Source organism: Bradyrhizobium sp. CCBAU 53340, assembly GCF_015291645.1.
In the GTDB taxonomy this organism is placed as follows: domain Bacteria; phylum Pseudomonadota; class Alphaproteobacteria; order Rhizobiales; family Xanthobacteraceae; genus Bradyrhizobium.
Window position 1 is genome coordinate 128,700 of record NZ_CP030056.1, and the last position, 24,014, is coordinate 152,713.

General features: G+C 57.4%; 19 protein-coding genes and 5 pseudogenes. 17 read left to right on the forward strand and 7 right to left on the reverse strand.

Going from position 1 to position 24,014, the window contains the following annotated elements; translation table 11 throughout:
* Positions 1-27: 27 nt before the first annotated feature.
* From XH89_RS37200 to XH89_RS37265, 14 genes and pseudogenes are all read left to right on the forward strand, one after another.
* Positions 28-1,095, forward strand: a complete 1,068-nt coding sequence (locus XH89_RS37200) for an extracellular solute-binding protein (RefSeq protein ID WP_128929622.1) — start codon at positions 28-30, stop codon at positions 1,093-1,095.
* Between the two features lie 117 nt (positions 1,096-1,212).
* On the forward strand, positions 1,213-2,280 hold the full coding sequence (locus XH89_RS37205; RefSeq protein WP_128929621.1) for an extracellular solute-binding protein: 1,068 nt from the start codon (positions 1,213-1,215) through the stop codon (positions 2,278-2,280).
* 71 nt (positions 2,281-2,351) lie between these two features.
* The gene (locus XH89_RS37210; protein ID WP_128929620.1) at positions 2,352-3,569 is read left to right on the forward strand and encodes a pyridoxal phosphate-dependent aminotransferase; all 1,218 of its coding nucleotides are present in this window, start codon (positions 2,352-2,354) and stop codon (positions 3,567-3,569) included.
* 22 nt (positions 3,570-3,591) lie between these two features.
* Positions 3,592-5,016 carry an MmgE/PrpD family protein gene (locus tag XH89_RS37215; RefSeq protein WP_128929619.1) on the forward strand — a complete coding sequence of 475 codons (1,425 nt, stop codon included), beginning with the start codon at positions 3,592-3,594 and terminating at the stop codon, positions 5,014-5,016.
* 16 nt (positions 5,017-5,032) lie between these two features.
* Complete coding sequence (locus tag XH89_RS42195; protein WP_128929618.1) at positions 5,033-5,737, forward strand: carboxyltransferase domain-containing protein; 705 nt, start codon at positions 5,033-5,035, stop codon at positions 5,735-5,737.
* Positions 5,734-6,780: a biotin-dependent carboxyltransferase family protein gene (locus tag XH89_RS37225; RefSeq protein ID WP_128929617.1), complete on the forward strand. Its 1,047-nt coding sequence runs from the start codon at positions 5,734-5,736 to the stop codon at positions 6,778-6,780. Before XH89_RS42195 ends, XH89_RS37225 begins: the two co-directional genes overlap by 4 nt.
* A complete protein-coding gene (locus XH89_RS37230) occupies positions 6,758-7,525 on the forward strand; it encodes a LamB/YcsF family protein (RefSeq protein WP_128929616.1) in 768 nt (255 codons plus the stop codon). The genes XH89_RS37225 and XH89_RS37230 overlap by 23 nt, the downstream gene beginning before the upstream one ends.
* Before the next feature lie 25 nt (positions 7,526-7,550).
* On the forward strand, positions 7,551-8,576 hold the full coding sequence (locus tag XH89_RS37235) for an Ldh family oxidoreductase (RefSeq protein WP_164933844.1): 1,026 nt from the start codon (positions 7,551-7,553) through the stop codon (positions 8,574-8,576).
* Between the two features lie 124 nt (positions 8,577-8,700).
* Positions 8,701-10,255, forward strand: a pseudogene (locus XH89_RS37240) (MFS transporter).
* A gap of 116 nt (positions 10,256-10,371) precedes the next feature.
* On the forward strand, positions 10,372-11,667 hold the full coding sequence (locus XH89_RS37245) for an FAD-binding oxidoreductase (protein WP_128929614.1): 1,296 nt from the start codon (positions 10,372-10,374) through the stop codon (positions 11,665-11,667).
* A gap of 7 nt (positions 11,668-11,674) precedes the next feature.
* Positions 11,675-12,991, forward strand: a complete 1,317-nt coding sequence (locus XH89_RS37250) for an FAD-binding oxidoreductase (protein ID WP_128929613.1) — start codon at positions 11,675-11,677, stop codon at positions 12,989-12,991.
* Between the two features lie 29 nt (positions 12,992-13,020).
* Positions 13,021-13,842, forward strand: coding sequence for a pyrroline-5-carboxylate reductase (locus XH89_RS37255; RefSeq protein WP_164933845.1), 822 nt, complete (start codon positions 13,021-13,023; stop codon positions 13,840-13,842).
* Between the two features lie 204 nt (positions 13,843-14,046).
* The gene (locus tag XH89_RS37260) at positions 14,047-15,453 is read left to right on the forward strand and encodes an MmgE/PrpD family protein (protein ID WP_128929611.1); all 1,407 of its coding nucleotides are present in this window, start codon (positions 14,047-14,049) and stop codon (positions 15,451-15,453) included.
* A gap of 162 nt (positions 15,454-15,615) precedes the next feature.
* Positions 15,616-16,272: a GntR family transcriptional regulator gene (locus XH89_RS37265; protein WP_128929610.1), complete on the forward strand. Its 657-nt coding sequence runs from the start codon at positions 15,616-15,618 to the stop codon at positions 16,270-16,272.
* An 81-nt stretch (positions 16,273-16,353) separates the two neighbouring features.
* Here the strand turns inward: XH89_RS37265 and XH89_RS37270 are convergent, their stop codons facing one another.
* The 3 genes and pseudogenes from XH89_RS37270 to XH89_RS37280 form a co-directional block, all read right to left on the reverse strand.
* Positions 16,354-16,701 (reverse strand): hypothetical protein, encoded by a 348-nt coding sequence (locus XH89_RS37270; protein ID WP_371746379.1) that lies wholly within the window; start codon positions 16,699-16,701, stop codon positions 16,354-16,356.
* A complete protein-coding gene (locus tag XH89_RS37275) occupies positions 16,665-17,267 on the reverse strand; it encodes a plasmid pRiA4b ORF-3 family protein (protein WP_128929609.1) in 603 nt (200 codons plus the stop codon). Before XH89_RS37275 ends, XH89_RS37270 begins: the two co-directional genes overlap by 37 nt.
* Positions 17,264-17,650, reverse strand: a pseudogene (locus XH89_RS37280) (transposase); the annotation flags it as partial. The gene XH89_RS37275 and the pseudogene XH89_RS37280, both read right to left, overlap by 4 nt.
* A gap of 115 nt (positions 17,651-17,765) precedes the next feature.
* Between XH89_RS37280 and istA the strand changes: the two are divergent.
* The 3 pseudogenes from istA to XH89_RS41490 form a co-directional block, all read left to right on the forward strand.
* Positions 17,766-19,256, forward strand: a pseudogene (gene istA / locus XH89_RS37285) (IS21 family transposase); the annotation flags it as partial.
* Between the two features lie 8 nt (positions 19,257-19,264).
* Positions 19,265-19,987: pseudogene (gene istB, locus XH89_RS37290) on the forward strand (IS21-like element helper ATPase IstB); the annotation flags it as partial.
* A gap of 211 nt (positions 19,988-20,198) precedes the next feature.
* Positions 20,199-20,598, forward strand: a pseudogene (locus tag XH89_RS41490) (hypothetical protein); the annotation flags it as partial.
* Positions 20,599-20,878: 280 nt separating this feature from the next.
* On the opposite strand, the gene XH89_RS37295 reads toward XH89_RS41490, so the two are convergent.
* The 4 genes from XH89_RS37295 to XH89_RS37310 form a co-directional block, all read right to left on the reverse strand.
* The gene (locus XH89_RS37295) at positions 20,879-22,540 is read right to left on the reverse strand and encodes a hypothetical protein (RefSeq protein WP_128929607.1); all 1,662 of its coding nucleotides are present in this window, start codon (positions 22,538-22,540) and stop codon (positions 20,879-20,881) included.
* The gene (locus XH89_RS37300; RefSeq protein WP_128929606.1) at positions 22,537-22,758 is read right to left on the reverse strand and encodes a hypothetical protein; all 222 of its coding nucleotides are present in this window, start codon (positions 22,756-22,758) and stop codon (positions 22,537-22,539) included. The genes XH89_RS37295 and XH89_RS37300 overlap by 4 nt, the downstream gene beginning before the upstream one ends.
* Before the next feature lie 15 nt (positions 22,759-22,773).
* Positions 22,774-23,574, reverse strand: a complete 801-nt coding sequence (locus XH89_RS37305; RefSeq protein ID WP_194408521.1) for an SAM-dependent methyltransferase — start codon at positions 23,572-23,574, stop codon at positions 22,774-22,776.
* 111 nt (positions 23,575-23,685) lie between these two features.
* A complete protein-coding gene (locus XH89_RS37310) occupies positions 23,686-23,943 on the reverse strand; it encodes a hypothetical protein (RefSeq protein ID WP_128929604.1) in 258 nt (85 codons plus the stop codon).
* Positions 23,944-24,014: the final 71 nt, after the last annotated feature.

Consider the following 24,014-nt stretch of genomic DNA (forward strand, 5'->3'; position numbering starts at 1 on the left):
AGGCAATGGTTAGTGAGGAGGCCAACAATGAATAGAAGGCAATTCGTCAAGATAGCTGCGCTATCCGGCGCGACTTTCCCACTACCCGCCATCGTCGGACGCGCATCGGCGGCCGGTGAGACCCTCTATGTTGCGGATGCGGGCGGTGCGTACACCGAGTCCTACAAGAAGGTTATCTATACGCCCTTTACTGCAAGCACGGGAATTGATGTCGTTCCGGTCGTTCGGCCAGCCCAAGCGCTGGCTCAGATGAAGACCATGGTGGAAACGCAGAACTATACGTTCGATGTGCATGGGGCCGCCGGTCTCGATGAAGGTGTCCGCTACGATGCTGAGGGGCTCAGCGAACGAATTGAGTTGCCGAGGTCAATATATGACGACCTTCCTGACTCCATCAGAAATGTTCCGGGCTTCTATCCGGACTCCGTTGCAGCGTTTGCGACGGTATATCGGCCGTTAGCGACAAAACGGGATCTGAAACGAGTTGCCGATATTTGGGACATGTCCATTCCGGGAGTTCGCTCGCTGCGTACTGGCGGTCGCGACAACATAGAATGGGCGCTTCGAGCGGATGGCGTTCCCGCGGGACCGGCCATTATCAATGAGCTGAAAACAAAAGCCGGGTGGGAGCGCGCATTTCGAAAATTGGATGAGATCAAACCGAAAATCCTGACTTGGTGGAGTACGGCCCCACAAAGCGCTCAGCTTCTGCAAGCTCAGGAGATCGATATTACAGCGACGTATGCGAACCGGGCTGCAACGCTGATCCGGCAAGGTGAGAACCTCAAAGTGCTTTGGAACGAAGGTTATTACACTGCCTATGGGTACGTCATCCCAAAAGGCAATCCAAAGGTCCATTTGGTGCAGAAGCTCATCGAGTTCTCATTGGATCCGAAGCGTCAAGCCGCGCTTGCTTCCGAGTTGATGCAAGGAAGCGCCTCGAAAAGTGCCTTCGAATTTATCGACAAGAAGGTGCTCGAGTACGTCCCGACGCAACCAGATAATTTCAAGCAGATGGTCCCGTTGGACGTGGCTTTTTGGGGAGAGAATCTCACGAAATCGAATGAGCTGTTCAATCAGTGGCTTGTGAAATGACGAATGATGATCGGCACTATCGGCAACGACCATCCCTTTGAACGCCCCGGGATGATTGCCTCCGACGACATTCGATGAAATCCGCGGTCGGCGTAAGTCGCTAACGGAAGGCCAGAAATGAACAGAAGAAAGTTTACTAAGACCACAATGCTGGCGGGCGCAACGTTAGCAGCACCCGCGATCATGGGTCGCGCTTCGGCAGCGGGCGAAACTCTCTACATTGCAGATGCTGGTGGCTCCGTATCTCAGATTTATAAGGAGCTCTTTTACACTCCTTTCACGGAGGCTACCGGCATCACGGTCGTTCCCGTGGTGCGAGCCGCGCAGCCGCTGCCCCAGATGCAGTCGATGGTCGACACGAAGAATTATATCTTCGATGCTTGCATTGGCGCAGGCATGGACGAAGCAGTTCGATATTTGGCTTTGGATTTGGTTGAAAAGATCACCCTTCCAAAACACCTGTATGACGACCTTCCGGTGGAGCTGAGGAACCTCGCCGGTTTTGTGCCCGACTCGATATCAGCCTATTCAACGGTTTATCGGACCTCCGCGACCGGGAAAGATCTGACTTGCGTTGCGGACATGTGGGACAAAGCGATCCCTGGCGTGCGGTCCCTCCGCAACAGCGGCCGGGACAACATCGAGTGGGCATTGCGCGCCGACGGCGTCAAGCCCGGCCAGGCCATCATAAACGAACTGAAAACAGATGCCGGTTGGATTCGGGCATTCAAGAAGCTCGATCAAATCAAACCGCGGATCGCTATGTGGTGGACGACGGCGCCGCAGAGCGCGCAGCTGTTACACAGCGGCGAAATCGACATTACCGCGACCTATGTCAACCGGGCAGCGGAGCTTATCGTGCAAGGAGAGGATCTTAAGATCCTATGGAATCAAGGCTATTACACCGCATATGGCTGGTCGATTCCGAAAGGGAATCCGAAGGTGGCGATGGTTCAGAAGCTCATCGAATTCACTCTTGATCCGAAGCGACAAGCCGCGCGTGCAGCGCGCGTCCTGAACGGAACGGCTTCGATCAGCGCCTACCAATATATCGACCCCAAGATCTTGTATTTGATCCCGACGCAGCCTGACAACTTTAAGCAGCTCGTGCCCCTCGATGTCAGCTTCTGGGGTGAAAACTTGTCCAAGTCGAATGAAATGTTCAACGCTTGGCTCATCAAATAAGAGGCTGCGACAGCCGAGCCCGCGCGCAGACGGGTCGAAAGCCTGGCGTCGTTCTCACGGACTAGGAAGCGGTGACTAATTTGAATACACGAAGCAGATCGAAGCGGGTTGGCAAGATTCAGGTCGATGTCTCCGAGAGCATGGCTCAAAAAGCAAAGTTGAGAGTGGCCTCAGGCAAGCGCGTTATCAGCCTTGCACAGGGCGAACCTGACTTCGATACGCCAGAGCACGTTCAGGAAGCGGCAATTGCGGCGATCCGAGCTGGAGAAACCCGCTATACCATCAATACGGGTACCATTCAGCTGCGCGAGGCCATCTCGCGCAAGCTGAGACGCGACAACGACTTGGAATACGGAGTCAATCAGATCGTGGTCGCTCCGGGCGCGAAACCAAGTATATATAATGCCTTCGCCGCAACCTTAAACGACGGCGACGAGGTCATTATACCTGCACCCTATTGGGTGCCGATGCCAGACATGGTGCGGCTCGCCGGCGGACAGCCGGTGATAGTCGCGTGCGGCGTCGAAAGTGACTTCAAGATGCAGCCTGGACAACTACAGGCGGCCATCACACCTCGGACGCGTTGGCTTCTTTTGAATTCGCCAAACAATCCGTCGGGATCAATTTACTCAAAGGCGGAATTGCTTTCCTTCGCCGAAATATTGCGTCGCCATCCTAACGTCCTTGCTTTGTCAGATGACATCTATGAGCACATTCGGTTTGATGGGCGGCCGTTTTACACCTTGGCGCAGATTGCGCCCGATTTGCGGGAGCGCATCCTGACGGTCAACGGCGTTTCCAAAGCATACGCCATGACGGGTTGGCGTATCGGCTATTGCGCCGGGCCGGATTGGCTGATCAGGGACATTACTCGAGTCTTGTCGCAAGCGACGGGTGGCGCATGTTCAATCGCGCAGGCTGCTGCTCTGGCCGCACTCGAAGGGCCACAAGATTTCTTAGCCCAGCGCGTAGCTGTGTTCCACCGGCGGCGAGATTTTGTCTTACCGATCATCAAGGCAATTCCAGGTCTTTCCGCCGAGCGCCCTGAGGGAGGGTTCTATATCTTTGTGAGCTGTACCGATCTGATTGGGAAAACGACGCCGGCAGGCGGCCGAATCTCGTCTGATAGCGTTCTGTGCGATTACTTACTGGCCGAGGCCGACATCGCAGTTGTACAAGGCGCGGCCTATGGCCTTTCTCCTTACTTCCGTATCTCCATCGCGTCGTCGGACGACGACTTGCGTACCGCCGTGGCAGCGATCCGCTCCGCGGTTCTAGCCTTACGCTGAACCAAATTCGAAGTATCATAATATGAACGAGATCACTTCCAGTGCCGCCGAGGCGACGCGATCACGTCCACCCGTGACCGCCTTCCTTGCTGATTGGGTTACGAAACTGCGCTTTTCCGACATCCCGACAGAGGCGGTGGAGACGACCAAGCGCGCTTTCGCAGACACGTTGTCTGTGACGCTTGCGGGCGCAGGCGAGGCGGCCGCAAGCAGGGCGCGTCAAGCTTTGGTCGATGAACCCGGCAAATCGCTGGTTATCGGCACTTCCTTGCGCACGACGGCGAGAACGGCGGCTTTTCTCAATGGTGTGGCAGCTCATGTGCACGATTTCGATGACGGCAACGCGACTATGCTTGGCCATCCATCCACTGGCATGGTTCCGGCGCTTCTTGCGCTGGCCGACGAGCGCAACGTTTCGGGCGAACAACTGATCACCGCGTATGTGGCTGGGATGGAAGTCGGCGCCAAGATTGCGCGGGCGATGACCTACCAACATAATGCCAACGGTTGGCATACGACGTCGACTTTCGGAACCTTCGCAGCGACGGCTGCATCGGCAAAGCTGTTGGGTTTGGACGCGCAGCAGACCAGAGATGCGTTGGGGATCGCCGCCTCGATGGCTTGTGGCATCCGTCAGAACTTTGGAACGTCGACCAAGCCCGTCCACGCCGGCCGTGCTGCCGAGAACGGCGTAATGGCCGCAAAGCTGGCTCTGGCTGGCATCGACGCAAGCCCGACTGCCATCGAGGGTCATGAAGGTTTCATGCACCTATTCGGTGACTTGAGTGTGATCTGTTTTGAAGACGCAATGCGCGACATGGGAGCCCCCTTTGAAGTGATGCGCATCAACGTCAAGCTATATCCGGTTTGCGCGATGGTGCTCCCGGCTCTCGACGTGCTTGTCGAAGGCCTCCGAAATAAAGAGCTTGATCTGGCAGATATAACCTCGGTGCGTTGCGGCACCAGCTATCAAACGCTTAACATCATGCGTTATGATCGGCCTGAAAGTCACTTACAGGCAAAATTTAGCTACAGCTATTGCGTGGCTGTGGCACTGCGAAAAGGCGACGTCACGCTAGCCGATTTCACTCCCGATGCGCTCAAGGATCCCGCGACGCGCAAGATAATGGAGTCGGTTGAACCTTATGTTCATCCAGACCAGAGCACGCCAGAGCTTTTCGAGCCGCTCTACAGAGCCGGAAAAGCCTTTACCGAAGTTGATGTCATGCGGCGAGACGGGAGTCTCTTTAAACGGCGCAAATCCAATTATATCGGCTCGAGCAGCGACCCCGTCAGTTGGGAACATCTGGAGCGGAAATATCGGGCGTGTACTGATGGAATGTTCGATTCCGCCAGGTCGGATCTTATTTTGACACGTTTCCAACATTTGGACAGGCTGAACCGGGTCGGTACACCAATTCTATTGGGCCTTGAAGAGCTGCAGTGACGGACAAAGTACGGGCATGTGCGCAAAGCTAGTGGTTCTTGATGCACCGAGGGTCAGTCACTGCGGTGCTTCGGCTCTGCTGCTCGATGCCGAAGGGCCACTTTCGTTGCAAACGCAGCAACGCATTTGGGCGTTGGATAGAACGGTCCGGAATTGGCAAGAGGTGACTGACGCGCAGGTGGGATTGAACAGCCTCTTAATCGTTGTCGACCCTTTGACAACGGACACCGAGCCTTTGGCGATGAGATTTTTGGCGGAATGGAATGGAACGACCGCTTGGTCCGGTAATGGCCGCACACTCGAAATCGGGATCGTTTACGGGGGAGCTGCAGGTCGGCACCTGCGCGAAGTTGCCGATCGTCTCGGAGTATCGCCGAGCAGGGTGGCTGAATTGCATTCGGCAGGCAATTACACTGTCTTTGCGCCTGGAACGGGTCCAGGCTTCGGCTTTCTCTTCGGACTGGATAGACGGCTGCACCTGCCACGCCGGCCTGAACCTCAAATGGTACCCAATGGTCCAAATTTGAGCATGGCGGGAGCGCAGACGTCTCTTGGACCGCCGTTGAAGCCGGGGGAGGAGCCTTCGCTCGTTCCAAGCGGCTGGTACGCACTCGGACATGCACCGGCATCGCCCATACCGTTCGACTTCAGCAAAACGCCGCCCAACGTTCTTGACCTGGGAGACTGCATTCGTTTCCGAATCGAACGGGTTGAGACATGATCGAAGTGCTTCAAACGCTTCCCTTGAATTCTGTGCAGGATTTGGGGCGGATAGGGCAACGTCACCATGGAATTGCCCGAACGGGAGCGGCCGACCGGGTCGCTCTATCGGTGGGCAACATCTTGCTTGGAAATTCCACTGAGGCCGCCGGAATTGAGGTCCAGATGGGTCCCATGCGGTTGCTGTTCAATCAGCAAATCATGGTTGCACTGTGTGGGGCCGATTGTCAGGCCGTTCTCAACCAACGTCAAGTCGCACCATGGTCGCGTTTCGCGGTTGCGCCGGGCGACGAGCTGGCGATTGGACCGGCACGTATGGGGCTTAGAGCCTATCTTTGTGTGCCCGGAGGCATCGACGTTCCCGAGGTGCTGGGATCCCGCAGCACCTATTTCAGGCAACGCGTTGGTGGCCTGGAAGGGCGCATGCTTCGCGTAGGCGACAAGCTAGGCGCTCTGAAAAAGAGTGCGCAGCCGCAACCCGAACTCTCCGTCTTGCCGCCCGACAACGTTCTCGAACGCGGACTTCACGCATTAGCGGAGCAGGACGATATTGTTCTCCGCGTCGTTCGTGCCGGAGAATATGATGATTTCACATCTAGGTCGCAGCAAACGTTCTGGCGTGATCCCTGGAGGGTCTCCGCTCAGAGCAATAGAATGGGCTATCGATTGGATGGCGCCGAACTGATGCGTACCGACCCCGGAGAAATGCGATCATGTCCGATCACGCCCGGGGTGATCCAGGTGCCCCCAGGCGGGCGCCCTATCGTGCAATTGGTCGACGGCAACTCTGCGGGTGGCTATCCGAAAATTGGTTACGTCATAGAAGCCGATCTCTGGCGCGTCGCCCAAGCGCGGCCAGGCAGCGTGTTCCGTTTCGTGGAATGTTCGGTAACCGAAGCGCGTAAGGCTCTATCTGAGATCGTGAAATATTTGGACAGGCTGGGTTGCCTGATAGCGACGGCCGACAACGGCGGCGTACCAGCGCGCATTTCGCGAGAAACCGAGGCAGGGATGGCGAACGATGAAAATCGATATCAATTCTGACATCGGAGAAGGGTTCGGGCGTTGGCGGCTTTGCGATGACGCCGCTCTGATGGCGCTGATTTCGTCCGCGAATGTGGCCTGCGGTTTTCACGCGGGTGATGCGGTCATCATGACCGACATGGCGGCGCAGGCGAGAGCGCGGGGAGTGGCGCTAGGAGCGCATGTCGGCCTGCCCGATCTACTAGGCTTCGGTCGTGTTCCGATGAAGATTGATCCCCACGATATGCGGAAACACGCACTTTACCAGTTGGGCGCTCTCTCGGCGATCGCCAAGGCTGAAGGTTATAAGGTGACACATGCCGGTACGCATGGCGTCTTTGGCATGATGTCGCGCGAAACACCGGAATATCTTCAGCTCATCTTCGATGCTTTCAAAGCCTATGATCCCGACATCATCGTGCCGGGAGAACCCGGCAGCCCTTGGCAAGCTTACGCGCGGAAGATCGGGTTGCGGACTGTTGGACGAATTTATGCCGACCGGGCCTACGAGGAAGACGGCTCGCTCGTTTCGCGAAAGAAGCAGGGAGCAGTCATCAACGATCTCGATCAAATCGCCGCGAGAGCAAGCCAGTTCTTGAATGACGGCACGGTGACAGCTATCACGGGAAAACGAATCAAGTTGGATGCGAAAAGCATTCTGGTTCATTCAGATACGCCTGGCTCGGTCGAGATTGCCAAGACTTTGCGCGACACGATTGAGAGAGGCGGTGGACAAGTGACGCCACTGACAGAGCTTGTCGAATAGAACAGCGTTCATCGCGGAGCGTCACTTGACCGTAGCGGACGACGAAATTCAGATCCCGCTAGAGATCCTCGAACCCAAATTAGCTTCGGCCTTGCGCAGAGCGGGACTGTCGGAACCCATCGCACGAATCATTGCCGAAACGGTTGCCGGCGCCGAAATCGACGGCAGTAGAAGCCACGGGATCCATCGCTTGCCCGGCTATGTCTCAAGCATATCCAGCGGCTGGATTAATACTGCAGCTAAACCGGCTTGCGAGCAGACGCGGCCCGGCTGTTTGGCGGTTGAGGCTGACAACGGGTTTGCTCAACAAGCAACGCGCGCCTTCTCGAACCGTCTTGCTGGTATGGCTCGGAGCCAAGGTGTCGCGACGATGTTTGTCCGCAATTCGCATCATTTTGGTGCTTTGTGGCAGGACGTGGAACCCCTGGCGCGCGCCGGTCTGATCTCAATTGCGATGGTGAACAGTCGCAGCCATATGGCTGTTTGGCAGGGTAAGCGAAAGACGCTCGGCACCAATCCGATCGCATTTGCCTGTCCAAGGACAAACGCGCCGCCTTTGGTGTGGGACCAAGCTTCGAGCATCATGTCGCACGGCGACATCCTGCTGCACGCTGCCGCTGGTAGACCCGTTCCTTCAGGGGTCGGAATTAACAGGGACGGAGACGTAACTACTGATCCGGCGGCGATACTGGACGGGGGGGCGCTCCTGCCGTTCGGCGGAGCAAAAGGAGCGTCGCTTGCCTTTATGGCCGAGGTTCTGGTGGCGGCACTCTCCGGCGGCACCTTCGGATTTGAAGATTGTTCTTCCAACTTTCCTGGGGCGAAGACCTCGAATGCCGGGCAATTCATTTTGGCCCTTGATCCCGGTGCTGGCGGGAATGCTTCGTTCCAGGGACAGTTGGAGAGGCTAATAGCGGAATTGAAACACGCAGGATCAACTCGCATGCCGGCCGATAACCGCTATCGGCGTCGCCAAGCGGTGCATGAAAGCGGAATGCTGTCGGTCGATGCGCGCAATTGGGCGCGCGTTCTCAGTTTGGCGGAGGACTAGCGATCTTGATATCGCGAAGGCGACAAGTGTTGCCAAAAGCATCACCGAGACAATTGTGCCGGTTCCCCTGTTTCTGTCTCCATTAAAGCAAAAGGCGTTTCGATCGCTCTGGATCGCGACGATGATGTCGAATCTCGGGACGCTTGTGCAGTCGGTGGGCGCCAGCTGGGTCATGGCCACTATGATGGGTTCGCAGGCCATGGTGGCGCTGGTTCAGACAATGAATTCCCTTCCCGTGATGATCTTCTCGATGATAGCGGGTGCGCTGGCGGATAATTATAGTCGTCGTCGCATATTGATCATGGCACAAGGTGGCATGGTGTTAGTATCCGCGGTTCTCGCGACTTCTATCTGCTTCAATGTTCTGGATCCTTGGCTTCTTCTCGCCCTTACATTTCTAATCGGTTGTGGCAACGCGCTGTACAATCCCGCGTGGCAAGCCTCGATAGGCGATGTCATCTCAAAGGAAGATGTTGCCGGCGCGGTCGGTTTGAATGGGCTCAGCTTCAACATGATGCGCAGCGTTGGCCCTGCCTCGGGCGGATTGGTCGTCGTAGTGGCAGGGTCCGCCGCGGCGTTCGCTGCGAATGTTCTTCTCACACTGCCGCTGATAGGCGCGCTCTTGCATTGGAAGCCGCACTATCCAAAGCCGGAGCTCCCCCCGAGCATGTGGGAGCAGCGATTGGTGCCGGCCTTCGTTACATCAGGGTGTCTCCCCATCTTTTGAGAGTTCTCCTACGAACGGCGATCTTCAACTTGGCCGGTGTCGTCGTTTTGGCTCTGCTTCCGTTGGTTGCACGAGACACGTTGAAGGGAACGGCACTAACCTACGGCATGATGTTGGGCACTTTTGGCTTCGGTGCGATCGGCGGCGGCTTGGCAAACGCTGCCATTGTCCGCAAGTTCAATAACGAGGTTGTCATTCGCGCAACTTTCGCGAATTTTGCGCTCGCGCTCATCTTGTTGGGCGCTTCAACTTCGATGCCCCTTAGCTGCATCGCACTACTTGTCGCCGGTGCCTGTTGGGTCATTTCATTGTCCTTATTCAACGTCACCGTGCAACTGTCACGCCACGGTGGGTGGTTGGAAGAGCGCTCTCCTTCTATCAGACCGCGACTTTCGGCGGGATGGCCCTTGTATCCTGGCTTTGGGGCGAAGTTGCAGGTTCACACGGTCTTTCGATCGCCTTCGTGGCGGCAGGGACCGTAATGATGATCGGAGCGGTCTTGGGCTTTCAATATCCGCTTCACGCGTTGTCCGGCGATGATCTCGATCCCATCGGACCATTCCAAGCGCCCGAGCCTATGGTCGAGATCAAGCCGGATTCGGGGCCGGTCTTGGTCTTAATAGAGTATGAAATTGCCCACGAGGATACTCTTCGCTTTCTTGAGCTGATGCGAGAACGGCGTCGTATCCGTTTGCGTGACTGGGCCCGTCGTTGGGCCTTGTTACGAGACATTGAACGGCCACTCGTCTGGGTTGAAAGCTACTACTCGCCAACGTGGATCGAATATCTGCGTCATCATGGCCGCCGTGTACGGGCAGACGCTGACAACTTGGCGTCGCTTCGCAGTCTACATCGGGGGCCTAAGGATCTGCGTCGTGTGCATCGCCTGATTGATAGCCGGATTGTTCCCACGCGAAGCGATTTTCCGCCAAAACCCGAAGCAATGCTTTGATCTTGAGTACGATCCAAGCGCCCTCTCACCTTTCGACGCAGAAGTTGGTTGATTGTATCCAATAGCTAAGTTAAGTATGCACCAAGTCTCTCGCCCTGACTTTTTGCTGGTTCGTCATGTCCCAACTGCCCGCTTCAACCAAAGTGATCGTGATAGGGGGCGGAATTATCGGCAGTTCAACTGCTTACTACCTGGCCAAGCGAGGGGTTCCAACCTTGCTTTGCGAGAAGGGACTTATCGGAGCAGAGCAATCCGGACGCAACCAGGGTTGGGTTCGCGCTCAAAAGCGCGACGCTCAAGAAATGCCGTTGATCCGGGAAAGTTTGCGAATCTGGAACGATCTGGAGCGGCAGCTAGGCCAAAGTGTCGGCTTTAAACAGACGGGTATTTTGACGGTATTCAAGCGCGACGAGGAAGCAGAAGCTTGTGAAAGCTGGCTCGCCAACACCTGTCCCGACGATATCGTTGCTCGCATCGTTTCAGGGGCTGAATTGCGAGCCTTGCTGCCTGGCGCGTCAAGACCGTGGGCTTGCGGCCTGTATTCTCCCAATGACGGCAGGGCGGAGCCATCATTGGCAGCTGCTGCGTACGCAAGCGCGGCGAGGGCGCTCGGCGCGCAGATTGTCGTGTCATGCGCTGTGAGAGGAATTGAAACCCGGGCGGGACGCATTTGTGGCGTTGTGACGGAGCTCGGGCCAGTATCTTGCGAAGCAGTTGTTTTGGCGGGCGGAGTTTGGTCTTCGCTCTTTTGTAACAATATGGGTTTGCGGTTGCCGCAACTCAAGACAATGTCGAGCCTTGTCCGAGCGTACCCGTTGGAAGGGGCTCCAAAAACGTCGATCAAGGGCCCCGATTTTTCGATCCGCACTCGGCACGATGGAGGGTTCACCATAGGTTACGGCGCGTGGAATCGAACGGAAATCGTGCCCGACAGTTTCCGCTATCTCGTCGACTATTTGCCGATGATTTTGACTGGTGGAAACAATGTACGGCTGCGTCTGGGGCGGCGCACGCTTGCGGAGCTGTTTCAGAAATCGCGCTGGCGCATGGATGAACAAACGCCTTTTGAACAGACACGTGTCCTGGATCCCGTGCCATCACTATACGATCTTCGTCAGGCGCAGCGTAATATCAGTCGCGAGTTTCCCGTATTCGCCAATATGAGAGTTGCCGCAACCTGGGCCGGCCTGATCGATGTCATGCCCGATACAAAGCCGGTCATTGGGGCAGTGGACACCATTCCGGGATTTTTTATCAGTAGCGGGTACTCCGGTCACGGCTTTGGGATTGGTCCTGCGGCCGGGCATCTGACGGCTGATCTGGTTACTTCCGAAAAACCTATCGTCGATCCTTCTCCTTTTACTTTCAACCGGCTGTCGAGCGTCAAACGCCAGCCGGCTTTCGCACAGTAGAACGGATATGTATCGCGCAAGCACGTATCAGATGCGAAGCGGTTGGAACGCGATGCTACCGCCTCGCATTTGCCGGCCCGCCCTCAACGGAAAGCTGAGCGTCGATCATGCCGTTGTAGGCGCAGGTTTCACTGGGCTCGCTGTTGCAAGAAGGCTCAAAGAGCTGGAACCCGAAACTGATATTCTCATCATTGACGGCGGAACAGTTGGCGAGAATGCTTCAGGTCGGAATTCCGGCTTTTCTGGCAGCGATCTGCCAACGGTGAGTATGGCATCGGCCAGCAGAGCTGACGCCTCAGCCGATGCTCTAAGCAAACAGAACGTCATAGCCGTATTTGATGCCGAGGGTTTGGCTTGGCTGAAAGACCTCGTGGCCCGGTACGGGATCGATTGCGGGCTTCGACAGGTCGGTTCGTTCAAGGCCGCTGTAAGCGAGCGAGCCGCTGCGGCTCTGTTGAGAATGAGCGAGAGCGCATCGACACAGGGCCGCACGCTTCCGGTTTACAAACAAGATGCTTTGGAAGAGCTAACCGGCACATGCTTTTATCGGTTGGCCATTCGATCCGAGTCTACACATCTATTTCAGCCGGCTGCGCTCGTGCGCGGTCTGGCAGATCATCTACCTTCTGACATTGTCTTTCATGAAGGAACCACTGTCAGCAACATCGAAAAAGTAGGTGAGCGTTGGCACTTGACTTGTCCGCAGGCGCGGATATCCGCGCGGAACGTCATCCTGGCCAACAATGCCTTTGTTAAGCTGCTGGGATACGGCAAAGATCGGTTGGTTTCCTTATTTACTTATGTGGGCGTGACGGAAAGGCTGGGCAACAGGGCACGTCTGCTCGGTAGTCTTCCGGAATGGGGCATGACGTCGGCCCAACGGGCCGGTGGTAGCACCCTTCGTAGACTTTCCGACGGACGCTGTATGATCCGCAGCCTCTATTCCTATGAGGCCGAGCTCAAGGAGAGCGTAATCCGACGAAGATTGCTCGATCGGTTTCGCCGTCGTTATCCGCATCTTGCGGATATCGACTTCGAATACGTATGGGGCGGAGTTACCGACGTCACGCGTGGAGGCGCTCCATTTTGGGGAGAGCTGGAGCAGGGGCTTTTTATAAGTGCCGGCTATAACGGCTCTGGTGTCGCGAAAGGTACCGCATTGGGGCGCCGTCTTGCCGAACTAGTCGCCGGCAAAGTCGCACAAGAAACGGTGACTGGACCGCTCGGCCGTCCCGGATGGCTGCCGCCCGAGCCATTCAGATTCGTCGGCGTGCGTGGCACGGCAATGTACGAGGAATTCCGTGCCGGTGCAGATGCAACCTGATCTCAAAGTTGGACCAGCAGGATAGGGAAATGGTGGTGATGAAGGAGTCCACTCGACTGCTGTTCTTCGGCGGGGGAAATATGGGTTCGGCTCTTATCCGAGGAGTACGCCAAGCACTACCTAATTTAAAATTGATCTTGGTTGATCCGGATGTCGGCCGAGTGGAAGACGCTGTGCGTGGTCTTCAAGGCGTATCAATCTTGCCGGACGCTCCGAGTTCATCATCAGGCTACGATCTGCTCGTATTGGCGGTGAAGCCGCAGAATGTTGCAACTTTCTCTGATGGACATCGACGCTTGCTGGCCGAGAGTCCGGTTCTTTCGGTTATGGCCGGCATGCCGCTTGGGCGATTAATGGAGGTATGCGGCAGTGCGAGAGTGGCGCGCGTTATGCCCAACCTTCCTGCGTTTGTTGGTCAAGGGACGAGCCTCGGCGTAACCGGGCAGACGTTTCCAATCTCGGCAAAAACGGCCGTAGAGCAAGTCTTCGCGCCAGTCGGCAAATTTGAATGGGTGGTGGACGCGGCATTGATTGACAAGGCTATGCCGTTCTACGCCTGCGCGCCTCGCTATATTTTCGCTTTTGCTGAGCAGCGGCGCAAGCGGCTGGCGAGGCTGGATTTTGATACAGAATTCGCTCAGTTGCTCGTTGCGCAGACGATGTTGGGTTCGGCGGCGATGTTAGCAGCTGATCCGCGCTCGCCTTCCGAGCTCAAGCGAGCCGTCATAAGTCCGGGAGGGACCACTGAGGCTGGCGTGATCGAAATGGAGCGTGAGGGGGCCCTTCCCAAGATAGTACGCGCTGCAACCAGCGCTGCGTATCGACGGAGTGTCGAACTAAGAAAAAGTTAGATTTGGGATCGCAAGACGATTGGGAGGTTCGAAAGTGTACGGCGAATTCTCGCCGAACTGGATGCGTAAGCGGCCGGATCGCGCTGCCGCGCACCGAAGGCGCGATTTGAAAAATGGCGGACCTATGCCAATCGAGCTCGAACCGAATTGGCCGGACAAAAACGTCTGGTCGGCATAATCGATAGATAAGCAAAAGGAAGCAAAATGAACGCGAAAAGAGCGTCAGACTCTCAAAAGCAGCGACCGGAAGTCGGCCGCATCCTTGCTGACTTCTGCGCGGAGCTGAAGTTCGAATCAATGTCCGCTGCCGCCGTCGAGGCCGCAAAGAGGGGCATTGCCGACACGTTGTCTGTTGCCCTAGCGGCGAAAGCTGAGGAAGTTGCGGGAGTCATGGGCGGGTTCTTCGCCGAAGAACCAGGAAAGGCACGTGTCTGGAATACTGCGCTGCGAACGACAGCTCGAAATGCTGCTCTGGCCAATGGCGCTATGGCTCATGCGCATGACTTCGACGACGGTAATTATGCGATGGTGGGGCATCCATCCGCCCCAGTATTGCCCGCTATCCTTGCGCTCGCAGACGAACTGGCAGCTTCGGGTGCAGATATCATTGCGGCCTATGCGGCCGGTGTCGAGATGGAAGGCCGTCTCGGCATCGCCGTAACCTATGAACACAATGGTCGTGGCTGGCACACAACTTCCTCGCTCGGGACATTCGGAGCTGCCGCTGCCGCCGGAAACCTGTTGGGGCTTGATGGCAAGCTCATGCTAGAAGCCTTCGGAATTGCAGCCTCGCTTGCATCTGGATTACGTCAAAACTTCGGATACATGACCAAACCGCTACATGCAGGATTCGCAGCGCAGAACGGCGTCCTTGCCGCCAAACTTGCTAAGGCCGGAATGCGATCAAGCCCTAATGCGATCGAGGGGCACGAGGGGTTTTTCGATCTCTTTACAGATCCAGAAAAGCTGAACGCGGACGAAGCAATCCGCGATCTTGGCCTATCCCTCGAACTCATCCGCAATAACCCCAAGCTTTATCCGACATGCTCGCTTGTACATCCGGCCCTGGATCTTGTAACGGAGGGTATTGCGAGTGGCGAAATCGTGGCGGACGACCTCGAGGTCATCAATGTGGGCGTCAGCTACCATGCTTTGAATTTAATGCGATACAACGATCCGAAAGATGCACTGCAGGCGAGGTTCAGCATCCCGTATTGCATAGCGGCGGCATTGGCGCATGGCGACGTAACGCTTGGGAGTTTTTCCGACCAGTCCGTTGCCGGAAATGAGATCCGCGGCCGCATGGGCAAAGTCAATGCCTATGTTCATCCCGACCTGTCAACCAAGGAGCAGTTCGAAAAGGTCTATACCAAAGGAGCCGCCTTTACCGAAATCGAAGCGGTTCACAAGTCGGGGAAGATCCATCTCAAGCGGCAAAGCGTGGCGGTCGGCAACCATCAATATCCGGCTCCGCCTGAAAGGCTCCGACGAAAATTCGAAACGTGTGCAGCGCTTTCTGTTGGAAAGCCGAAAGCCAGGGATCTTTGGAATATGCTGATGAAACTCGAAACTGTGCAGTGGTCGGAAGTCGATAGCCTTCTGGATGAGTAGTCAATACAATCTGTCAGAATCAACATCTGCTGGTGGTGGGTATTTAGGGAGAACAACGGAGGTCGGAAGGCCCAGAAACGCTTGATGTTCGGGTGAGCGAATTGCTTTCGTCCTCCTTTTGTATATAATTTCGGCAAAGAGGATACATTTGAGGCGAAGTTTGTGACAGAACTGGACAATCAACAAAGGCCTTCGGCGACTGAGACGGTGAGAAAGCTTCTCCGGGCTGACATTCTTGCTGGGACATTCGCCCCCGGCGAGCAGCTTCGCCAAGAGGAATTGGCGGACAAATTCGGAACGAGCCGCATTCCGGTAAGGGAGGCCTTGCGACACCTCGAGGCGGAGGGTCTGGTCACGCTCCTAAACAATCGGGGCGCCAAGGTAGTCTCATTCACTTCGGCCGAGGTGATCGAATTGATGGAAATTCGCATTGCGCTGGAGTGCCGCGCGTTGCGTCTAGCCATTCCTAATATGATTCAGAGTGATTTTGATGAGGCCAAACGTATTCTCGTGGAATACGACAAGAAAAGCGACCCCGCTCAATGGGCGGAGATGAACTGGAAGTTTCACGAAACCCTCTATATCCCCTGTAATCTACCTAGATTGCTGTCTCTTATCGAAGGCAACTACGGGCAGGTGAGCTTGTTCGTCCGGGCACAAGTCTCTATGGCGTCAGGCAAGAAAACGCCGCAAGAAGAGCATGTGGATATCTTAAAAGCTTGCCGCGCCGGGAACGTTGAAAAGGCCGTCGATCTTCTCGAAGCACATATCTCTAACACCAAGAAGGCGCTCATGGTGCAGCGCCGTAGGAGTCGGTGAGCGCTCCTATTGCTGGCGCGGAAAGCGTACTTTCCTTCACGCCACCGGCGTTTCCTGAATCTTCATACTGCGGCGGTTAGATCAACCCAGTACTTTATCGAGAAATACCCGGGTCCGTTCTTCGCGTGGCGTACCCAAGATCGAACTTGGTGCACCGTGCTTGACGATGACGCCGCCATCGGTGCAGTAGCCATGATCCGCCACTTCGCGAGCGAAGCCCATCTCGTAGGTGTCGAGAATGCAGGTCATGCCTTCTGCGGCGAGATCGCGAATGGTGACCAGATCCTCCTTCTTTGTTTCCGGATCGAGCGCGGCAGGACCTCGTCGAACAGCATTACCTTCGGATTCATGGTAAGTGTAGCTCTGCGGCCCTTTTGAATGGCGCTTGACGCCTATTTTGTTCGCGTAGCGCGCCGCCGCGGTTTCCATATGTCGGACAACGCGTTGACGGCGGCTTCGAGCGCCTTCCGGTCGACGACGTTGGGATCGAACCGCCCCGGGCCCCAGAGGCGCATATGTTCGTGGTCCGGATGGGCGGGGTCTCTGATGGCTTCGAGGTATTCGGCATAACCCGGCGCACCGCCTACGTCTTCCGGAGGACAACGACCGGCGGCCTCGAGCAAGAAGGGAAGTCCCTCCGTCGTGGTGTTCTCGAACCATTTTTCGAGCTTGATCACATGGTCCCAGCTGTCGCCGAAGTCATAGAGATAGTGGATCGTCTTGGCGCCGGTCTCGCGAACGATGTCGCAGAGGCGCGCTTTGCTCGCATCCATGGGCTGGTGGCCGTAATCGTTGTGGGGATCAGGAATTCCCCAATGAACATCGCCAGCGAAGAACTCGAAGAGGTGACCGTTCGTCCAGCCGAATGCCTCCTGAAGCGTCAGATGCAACCGATCAAGGCGCAAGGTGACGGGTACGACGAGGCGACGCATCACCGCCGGCTTCACATCCTTGAGGGTCACCTTGATCCGGACCGCGGTCGTGTTCAGGTTCATGCCGCCAGCCTCGGATCAAGTGTATGCATCGTATAGGTCGACGCCCAGGGAAGCAGTTCGTCCAACCGCGCCGCAGGCCAACCATTGACGAGCTTGGCGAGAACGTCAGCGAGCCAGTGCTCGGCACTGACGCCATTGAGCTTACAGGTCTCAATGAGCGAAGCCAGCAATGCCCAATTCTCGGCACCTTCGTCGCAACCGGCAAAAAGGGAGTTCTTGGCGTTGAGCTTGATCGGCCGCATCGCACGCTCGACAGCATTCGTGTCCAATTCGATGCGCCCGTCATCAAGGTAGAGCGCCAGGCCGTTCCAATGACGCAGCGCGTAACGCAAAGCCTTCGCCGTGTCGCTCTTCGGTGCAAGGTGATCAAGCTTGGCCTCAAACTGTCATTCGGCCTGCAATATTGACCCCCTAAGCCGGGGGATCGGCGTCCAAAATTGACCCCCTACAGATTGGTCTGTTGCGCTGCCTGCTTTGGAACGAAGCAGGTGGTGGGGGATGCTGATCGTGGAGACGATTGCCCGGATCCGGCGCGAGCACTTCATCAAGGGCAAGACGATCAAGGAGATCGCCCGTGACCTGAAGGTGTCGCGGAACACGGTCCGGAAGGTGCTGAGGTCGGGAGAGACCTCCTTCGAGTACGAGCGGCAGGTGCAGCCGCGGCCAAAGCTGGGCCGATGGGCAGTAGAGCTTGACGGATTGCTGGCGGCGAACGCGGCCAAACCGGCTCGTGAACAGCTGACGTTGATCCGGATCTTCGAAGAGCTGCGCCGCCGCGGCTACGACGGCGGTTACGATGCGGTGCGGCGTTACGCCAGGCGCTGGAGCAAGGAACGCGGGCAATCGACCGCAGCCGCTTATGTCCCGCTGAGTTTTGCCCCAGGCGAAGCTTACCAGTTCGACTGGAGCCACGAGGTGGTCTTGCTGAGCGGCACCACGGTGATGGTGAAGGCCGCCCATGTTCGGCTCTGTCACAGCCGCATGCTGTTCGTGCGGGCCTATCCGCGGGAGACGCAGGAGATGGTGTTCGACGCCCACGACCGTTCGTTCGCGCTGTTCAAAGGCACCTGCACCCGCGGCATCTATGACAACATGAAGACCGCCGTAGAGACGATCTTCGTCGGTAAAGGGCGTCTCTATAATCGCCGCTTCCTGCAGATGTGCAGCCACTATCTGGTCGATCCGGTCGCCTGCACGCCAGCGTCGGGCTGGGAGAAGGGGCAGGTCGAGAACCAGGTCGGGCTGGTCAGGGAACGCTTCTTCACGCCGCGGCTGCGGTTCAAAAACCTCGACGAGTTAAACGCCTGGCTGCTCGACAAATGCATCGCCTACGCCAAGGCTCATCGCCATCCGGAGCTGGTCGATCAGACGATCTGGGAAGTGTTCGAAGCCGAACGCCCCAAACTCGTTCCCTATGCTGGCCGCTTCGACGGCTTCCATGCGGTGACGGCATCGGTCTCGAAGACCTGCCTGGTGCGCTTCGACAACAACAAGTACTCGGTCGCAGCCAGCGCAGTCGGACGGCCGGTCGAGGTTCAAGCCTATGCCGATCGCATCGTGATCCGTCAGGATGGACGCATCGTTGCCGAGCACCCGCGATCCTTTGGCCGCGGCGATACCGTCTACGACCCCTGGCATTACGTGCCGGTGCTCGCCCGCAAACCCGGCGCCTTGCGCAACGGTGCTCCCTTCAAAGACTGGGTGCTGCCGGCCGCGATCGAGCGGATCCGGCGCAAACTTGCCAGCACGGACGATGGCAATCGGCAAATGATCGACATCCTCAACGCGGTGCTGACTGACGGTCTGCCCGCGGTGGAAGCGGCCTGTGCCGAAGCGCTCAGTCACAGCGTCCATTCCGCCGATGTCGTGCTCAATATCTTGGCCCGTCAACGTGAACCCGCCCCACCGGCCAACATCATGACGCCGGCCGCACTGACGCTCCGTCATGCGCCGATCGCCGATTGTGCCCGCTACGACAACCTCCGGAGGACCATCTGATGGAACGAACCCAAATCTTCGACCTCATGGGCGAACTCAAGCTCTACGGCATGAAGGCTGCCTTCGACGAGATCATGGCAACTGCCGTCAAGCGCCAGCACGAACCTCAGCGCATTGTCGGCGACCTGCTCAACGCCGAGATCAACGAGAAGCAAGCCAGGTCGATCAAATACCAGCTCACCATTGCCAAGCTGCCGTTGGCCAAGGACATCGCCGACTTCCAGTTCGACGGCACGCCGATCAATCAGACTCTCGTCAATGATCTCGCTGGCGGCGGCTTCATCGCCCAACAACGCAACGTCTTGCTGGTTGGCGGCACCGGCACAGGCAAGACCCACCTGGCCATTGCCATCGCCAGAAGCTGCATCCGATCCGGTGCCCGTGGCCGCTTCTTCAACGTCGTCGACCTCGTCAATCGCCTCGAGACCGAGACCCGCAACGGACGGCAAGGACGGCTCGCCGAGCATCTGACCCGGATGGACTTCATCGTGCTGGATGAACTCGGCTATTTGCCCTTCGCCCAGTCCGGTGGCCAGCTTCTCTTCCACCTCGTCAGCCGGCTCCATGAGCGCGCCTCCGTCATCGTGACCACCAATCTCGCCTTCGGCGAATGGCCGAGCGTGTTCGGCGACGCCAAAATGACCACCGCGCTGCTCGACCGATTGACCCATCACTGCGACATTGTCGAAACCGGCAACGATAGCTGGCGGTTCAAGAGCCGAGACGACGATCACGCCACCGCGCTCGTCTCGCCTCCGCTATCCCGGCCAGCTCCGACGAGACGAGCGCTACCAGCAAAGCCCGCCGCACGAAGGGGTCAAAATTGGACGCCGATGAGGGGTCAAATTTGCAGGCCGATTGACAGGCAAATCGCCGCTCTTCATGAAACCGCGGTATGATCTGCCGTGGCTGGCGCAATTCGCAGCAGAGATGGCGGCGCGCTGTTGGCCGGTCTTCGAGACGAAGGCTTGGGGATGCTCGGCTACCGAGGTCGACTGGCGGAAGCATGGCTTCGAGGGGTCGCGTCTCGGCTACCTGTTGAACGGTGCCGGCCTCTTCCACCATGCGCATCGCGCGGTCGACGATTGCCACGCTTTATTGGAAATCCTCTCGATCGACCTGCCGACAACAGGAGAGCCTGCTCTCGCGCTCCTGCTCGGGACCGCCCGCAAGCCGACGCTGCGGGTGTGGGCGGAGCAATCCCCGTTCGATCTCAAGGATTTACTCAAGAGGCGCGGCTATCGCGGGAGCGACGGCAGCGACGGTCGGTCCAAATCCTGGGTACATCGACGTCTGCGAGACAGCGTCCGAGGACGAGATCGCTTTCCTGAAGGCGATCCAGTCGCGCAGACCATTGATGCTGTGGAATCCGTCGGAAGCATAACATCGGATCGAGGGGAATGTGCTCTGCATCATCTGGGCCAGCGCGTGTCCCGGACCGAGGTCGAGCGCGCGGTCGACCCCTTGCTCCGCAAGAGCCTCCAGTGTCGTCTGCCCAGGCGATCAGGCGTGCGGCTTTGTAAGCGAGCTTGGTCGTTCCGGCGCCGAGAAGATGCTTTCTGTGCCATCGTCGGCGAGGAGGATTCGCTGAGACGAGACCGGCGCCTTTGTGCTCATCGAACAAGCGCAGTGAACAGCCCGACCAGCAGGCCTACGACCGTAACGAATAGACGGAACCCGGACTCAAGCAGCGAATCGAGTGTCGCCTGCTTCTGTTCGTAACTCTTCGTCAGTTGGGCGATCGGAAACGCGCTTTGGTAGGCATCGTTGAATCGACCGTAGATCACTTCACCGGCTACCCACACAGTGCCGAAGCGGCTGATCAAGTTCATGAACTTCCGCTTTTGCAGCAAATTCTGCCAAAGCGGTTCTGCTAAGCTGAAAGCGACCACCGAGATCGACAGCCAGAAGAGGATGGAAGCGCAAACTTCCAAAAGCCTCGCTGGCCATCTCAAAAGTGTTAGCGGCCACGATGCCCGCACAGATGCGTAAATGATGACTACTGCAACAAAGAGAGCCACCAGCGAAATTAAGGCTACAGCGAGCGGGTTACGCCAAGTCCTAGGATGCAACTCGGTCCGAACGTTCTCGAGATCGCTCCCTAGTCGTAAATTCACGTGCTGCAGCGAAAACAACTGCATGACCGGGACCTCGGCGAGGAGCATCAACTGGAAGAGGTCGTCGAGAATCGAGTCTTGCACCGTCTGCCCGGCCTTCGGCCTTGAGAACGGCATCTCCGCATGGATTTCGACCGTGCTCGCACGCGAGACCAGGATCACCCCATAGTCGTATTGTAGTAGATTGGCCTCGAACGCCTGTTCGACCTCGGAGGCCGCAATGGTTTGGTCCAAGAGGCGGTAGCGGTTGTTGATCGAAACGATCTCCTGCCCTGTTTTCCCCTCTTTGAGGTCGGCCGCATTTCTCGTGTCCGCGACGGAGGAAACGTACAAGAAAGGATAGGAGAAAGACGGGTCTTGTTCATCACCCTCTTGACTTGGTTCCTTGAAGTCGCGCGAAAGATCCGGATACTTCTCTTGAAATCTGGCCCAGTAGGCTCGGGCACGTTCCAAGACTTGCCTATAGGTCTCGTTCCATCGTCGCAGCTCGGGATGAACCGCAGGACGCTCGGGGGGCTCGGTGAATAAGGCCGGAGATTCTTCCCGGAACATCTGCAGGTAAAATTTTGCAAGGTCCGAGACCTGCTCAAAGGGGGTCGACCTGTGAGCCACCTTCAGACAGCCGAAAGCCGCAGCGGGGTCGGTCAGCTTGAAGAGGTCAACCGCTTGCAAAGCATCGCACGCATGGATTGACCCGATTTTCAGCCAGAAGGCGATCGTGCCGACGCCCGTCCCAGGGAAGAGTGAAACGATCGCCCTGAAGCGAGGATTCTCAATCGGAAATTTCCGCGGCTTTTTAGCCTCCTCTCTATCAGGCTTCTCTTCAAGCTCTTGTTTATAGAGGTCGAATTTTTCGATCGGCACCTCGATGCTGAACTGAGTGACCTCGCGCCAAGCCGGTTGCGCCTTGTAGATGTTGTCTCTAGCTTTGCCGAATGCCTTGACCCAGCTTGGTGTCGCCGCTTCGGGCGTCTGCTGGGGGGACGTCGCTGCCTTGGCCGTCTTTTTTTCAGACTTTACTCGCGTGAAGTGCTTCGTGCTCCCGCATCCCCCAAACTCATGAATATTGGGTTGGTACAAGAACGGCATAATCGCCGCCGCGTAGACTTCGCGGTACGGCGGGGGTGAGTCCTGTTCGGGCTCACCTGTCTGCGTCAAGCCTGCGCAGCCTTCCGTGACGCCACACGCCTGATATCGGCGGTCGCCAGGAAACCGGCGATCTCGCGCACGGGCAACTGCGCGACAGCCGACCGCTCGGCTGATGACAGCTGTGTGAATTCCGGCATTGCTCTGATTTCACGGGCGCAATCGTCGGGCGCCGTCAGCAGCAACTCCTTCGCTCTGGCGAGCACGCGCTCAAGTGGGCCGGTAGTCATGGCAAACGTCCCGTTTCAAAAGCCGTTCTCGCGACCGCCATTGGCGGGGTCGATCGGCGGAATGTAGATTGTCGTCGCGTAATTTACCCCATCCGCCGCCAGGCTCCAAGCGCAAAGCGGAACGGTCAGAAACAGCGGCTCCGCGCCGCTCTCATCGAGGTCGCAAAAAGTTATGCGGTGGTCGGCGGGATACTGCTCGAGCAGCCGCTCCATCAATGGTGCCAGCAATGCGGGAGCCAATGCCTGCTCGCCGTCTGCGGTGGGGATCCGAAAGCTGCCGATTTGCGCGACGAGGGTCGATCGCCACGGATTGATCGAGGCTGTGCCTTCGACCAAGGGATCGGCCGAGATGACCTGGAAGCCGGCCGGGCCGACCACAAGCGGCAATCGTGCGATGATGGAATCGACGAATGAGACACCTGGTACGACGTGCGTCCGCAGACCTCTTGCCGGTGCGCCGGCTATCATCAAACGAACGGGCTCGTCGAGATACATCGGATGCCCGTAGGTCAAATACGCGACCGGACGCTCCCTGGTCGCCTTTTCGAAAATATGGGCGGCGACATCTGCGTAAATCTTCGCTCGCTCTTTCCCTTTTTCGTAGAGGTGCTCGATGTTGACGAAATCAAGCCCGTTGCTTTCGAGAAACGACCGGAGATTGGGGCTTGGCAGCGTCGTATATGAGACCACCTGACGCAGGATCGAGAGCGCTTCCAAAGTGACGTCTCGCGCAGGCAGGATTCCGCATCCGATGAGGTAGAGATCGGCGGTCTTGATCGGCGGGTACTCCGGCGAAGGTGGACAGCTTTGCGACATCACAGGTCGTTTTTACCCCAGTTCCTTCACTATCCGCTACTCCTGCCCGGAGAAATCCGGAAATTGGGAAGCGAATTCCGCTTGCCCCATCCACCCGCTCTCCTCTGTCGCCTAGCCAGCACCAGAGTTCCGGCTCGCGCGTGCTGCCTTGCGCCCTTCCTTCGCCACCTTCGCGATCGCGACGTCGAAGTTGGTCCGCCCGCGGCGCTTGTGCGGCACCGGGGGATGATCAAGAGCGGCGATGTCGTAGCGCGGGTACTTCTCGATCTCGGCCGCTATCGTCTCGATCCAGCAGTCTCCGTAGTCGTTGCCCGCGTTCGAGTCCTTGGGACGGTGGCCGGTGATGAAGCCTTCGACCTCGCGGTCCATCTTGACGTGCCTCGCCACGCTCTTGAACAGATGGCGCCAGCCGTGGTTGGGCTTCACGTCGTAGGGTATGT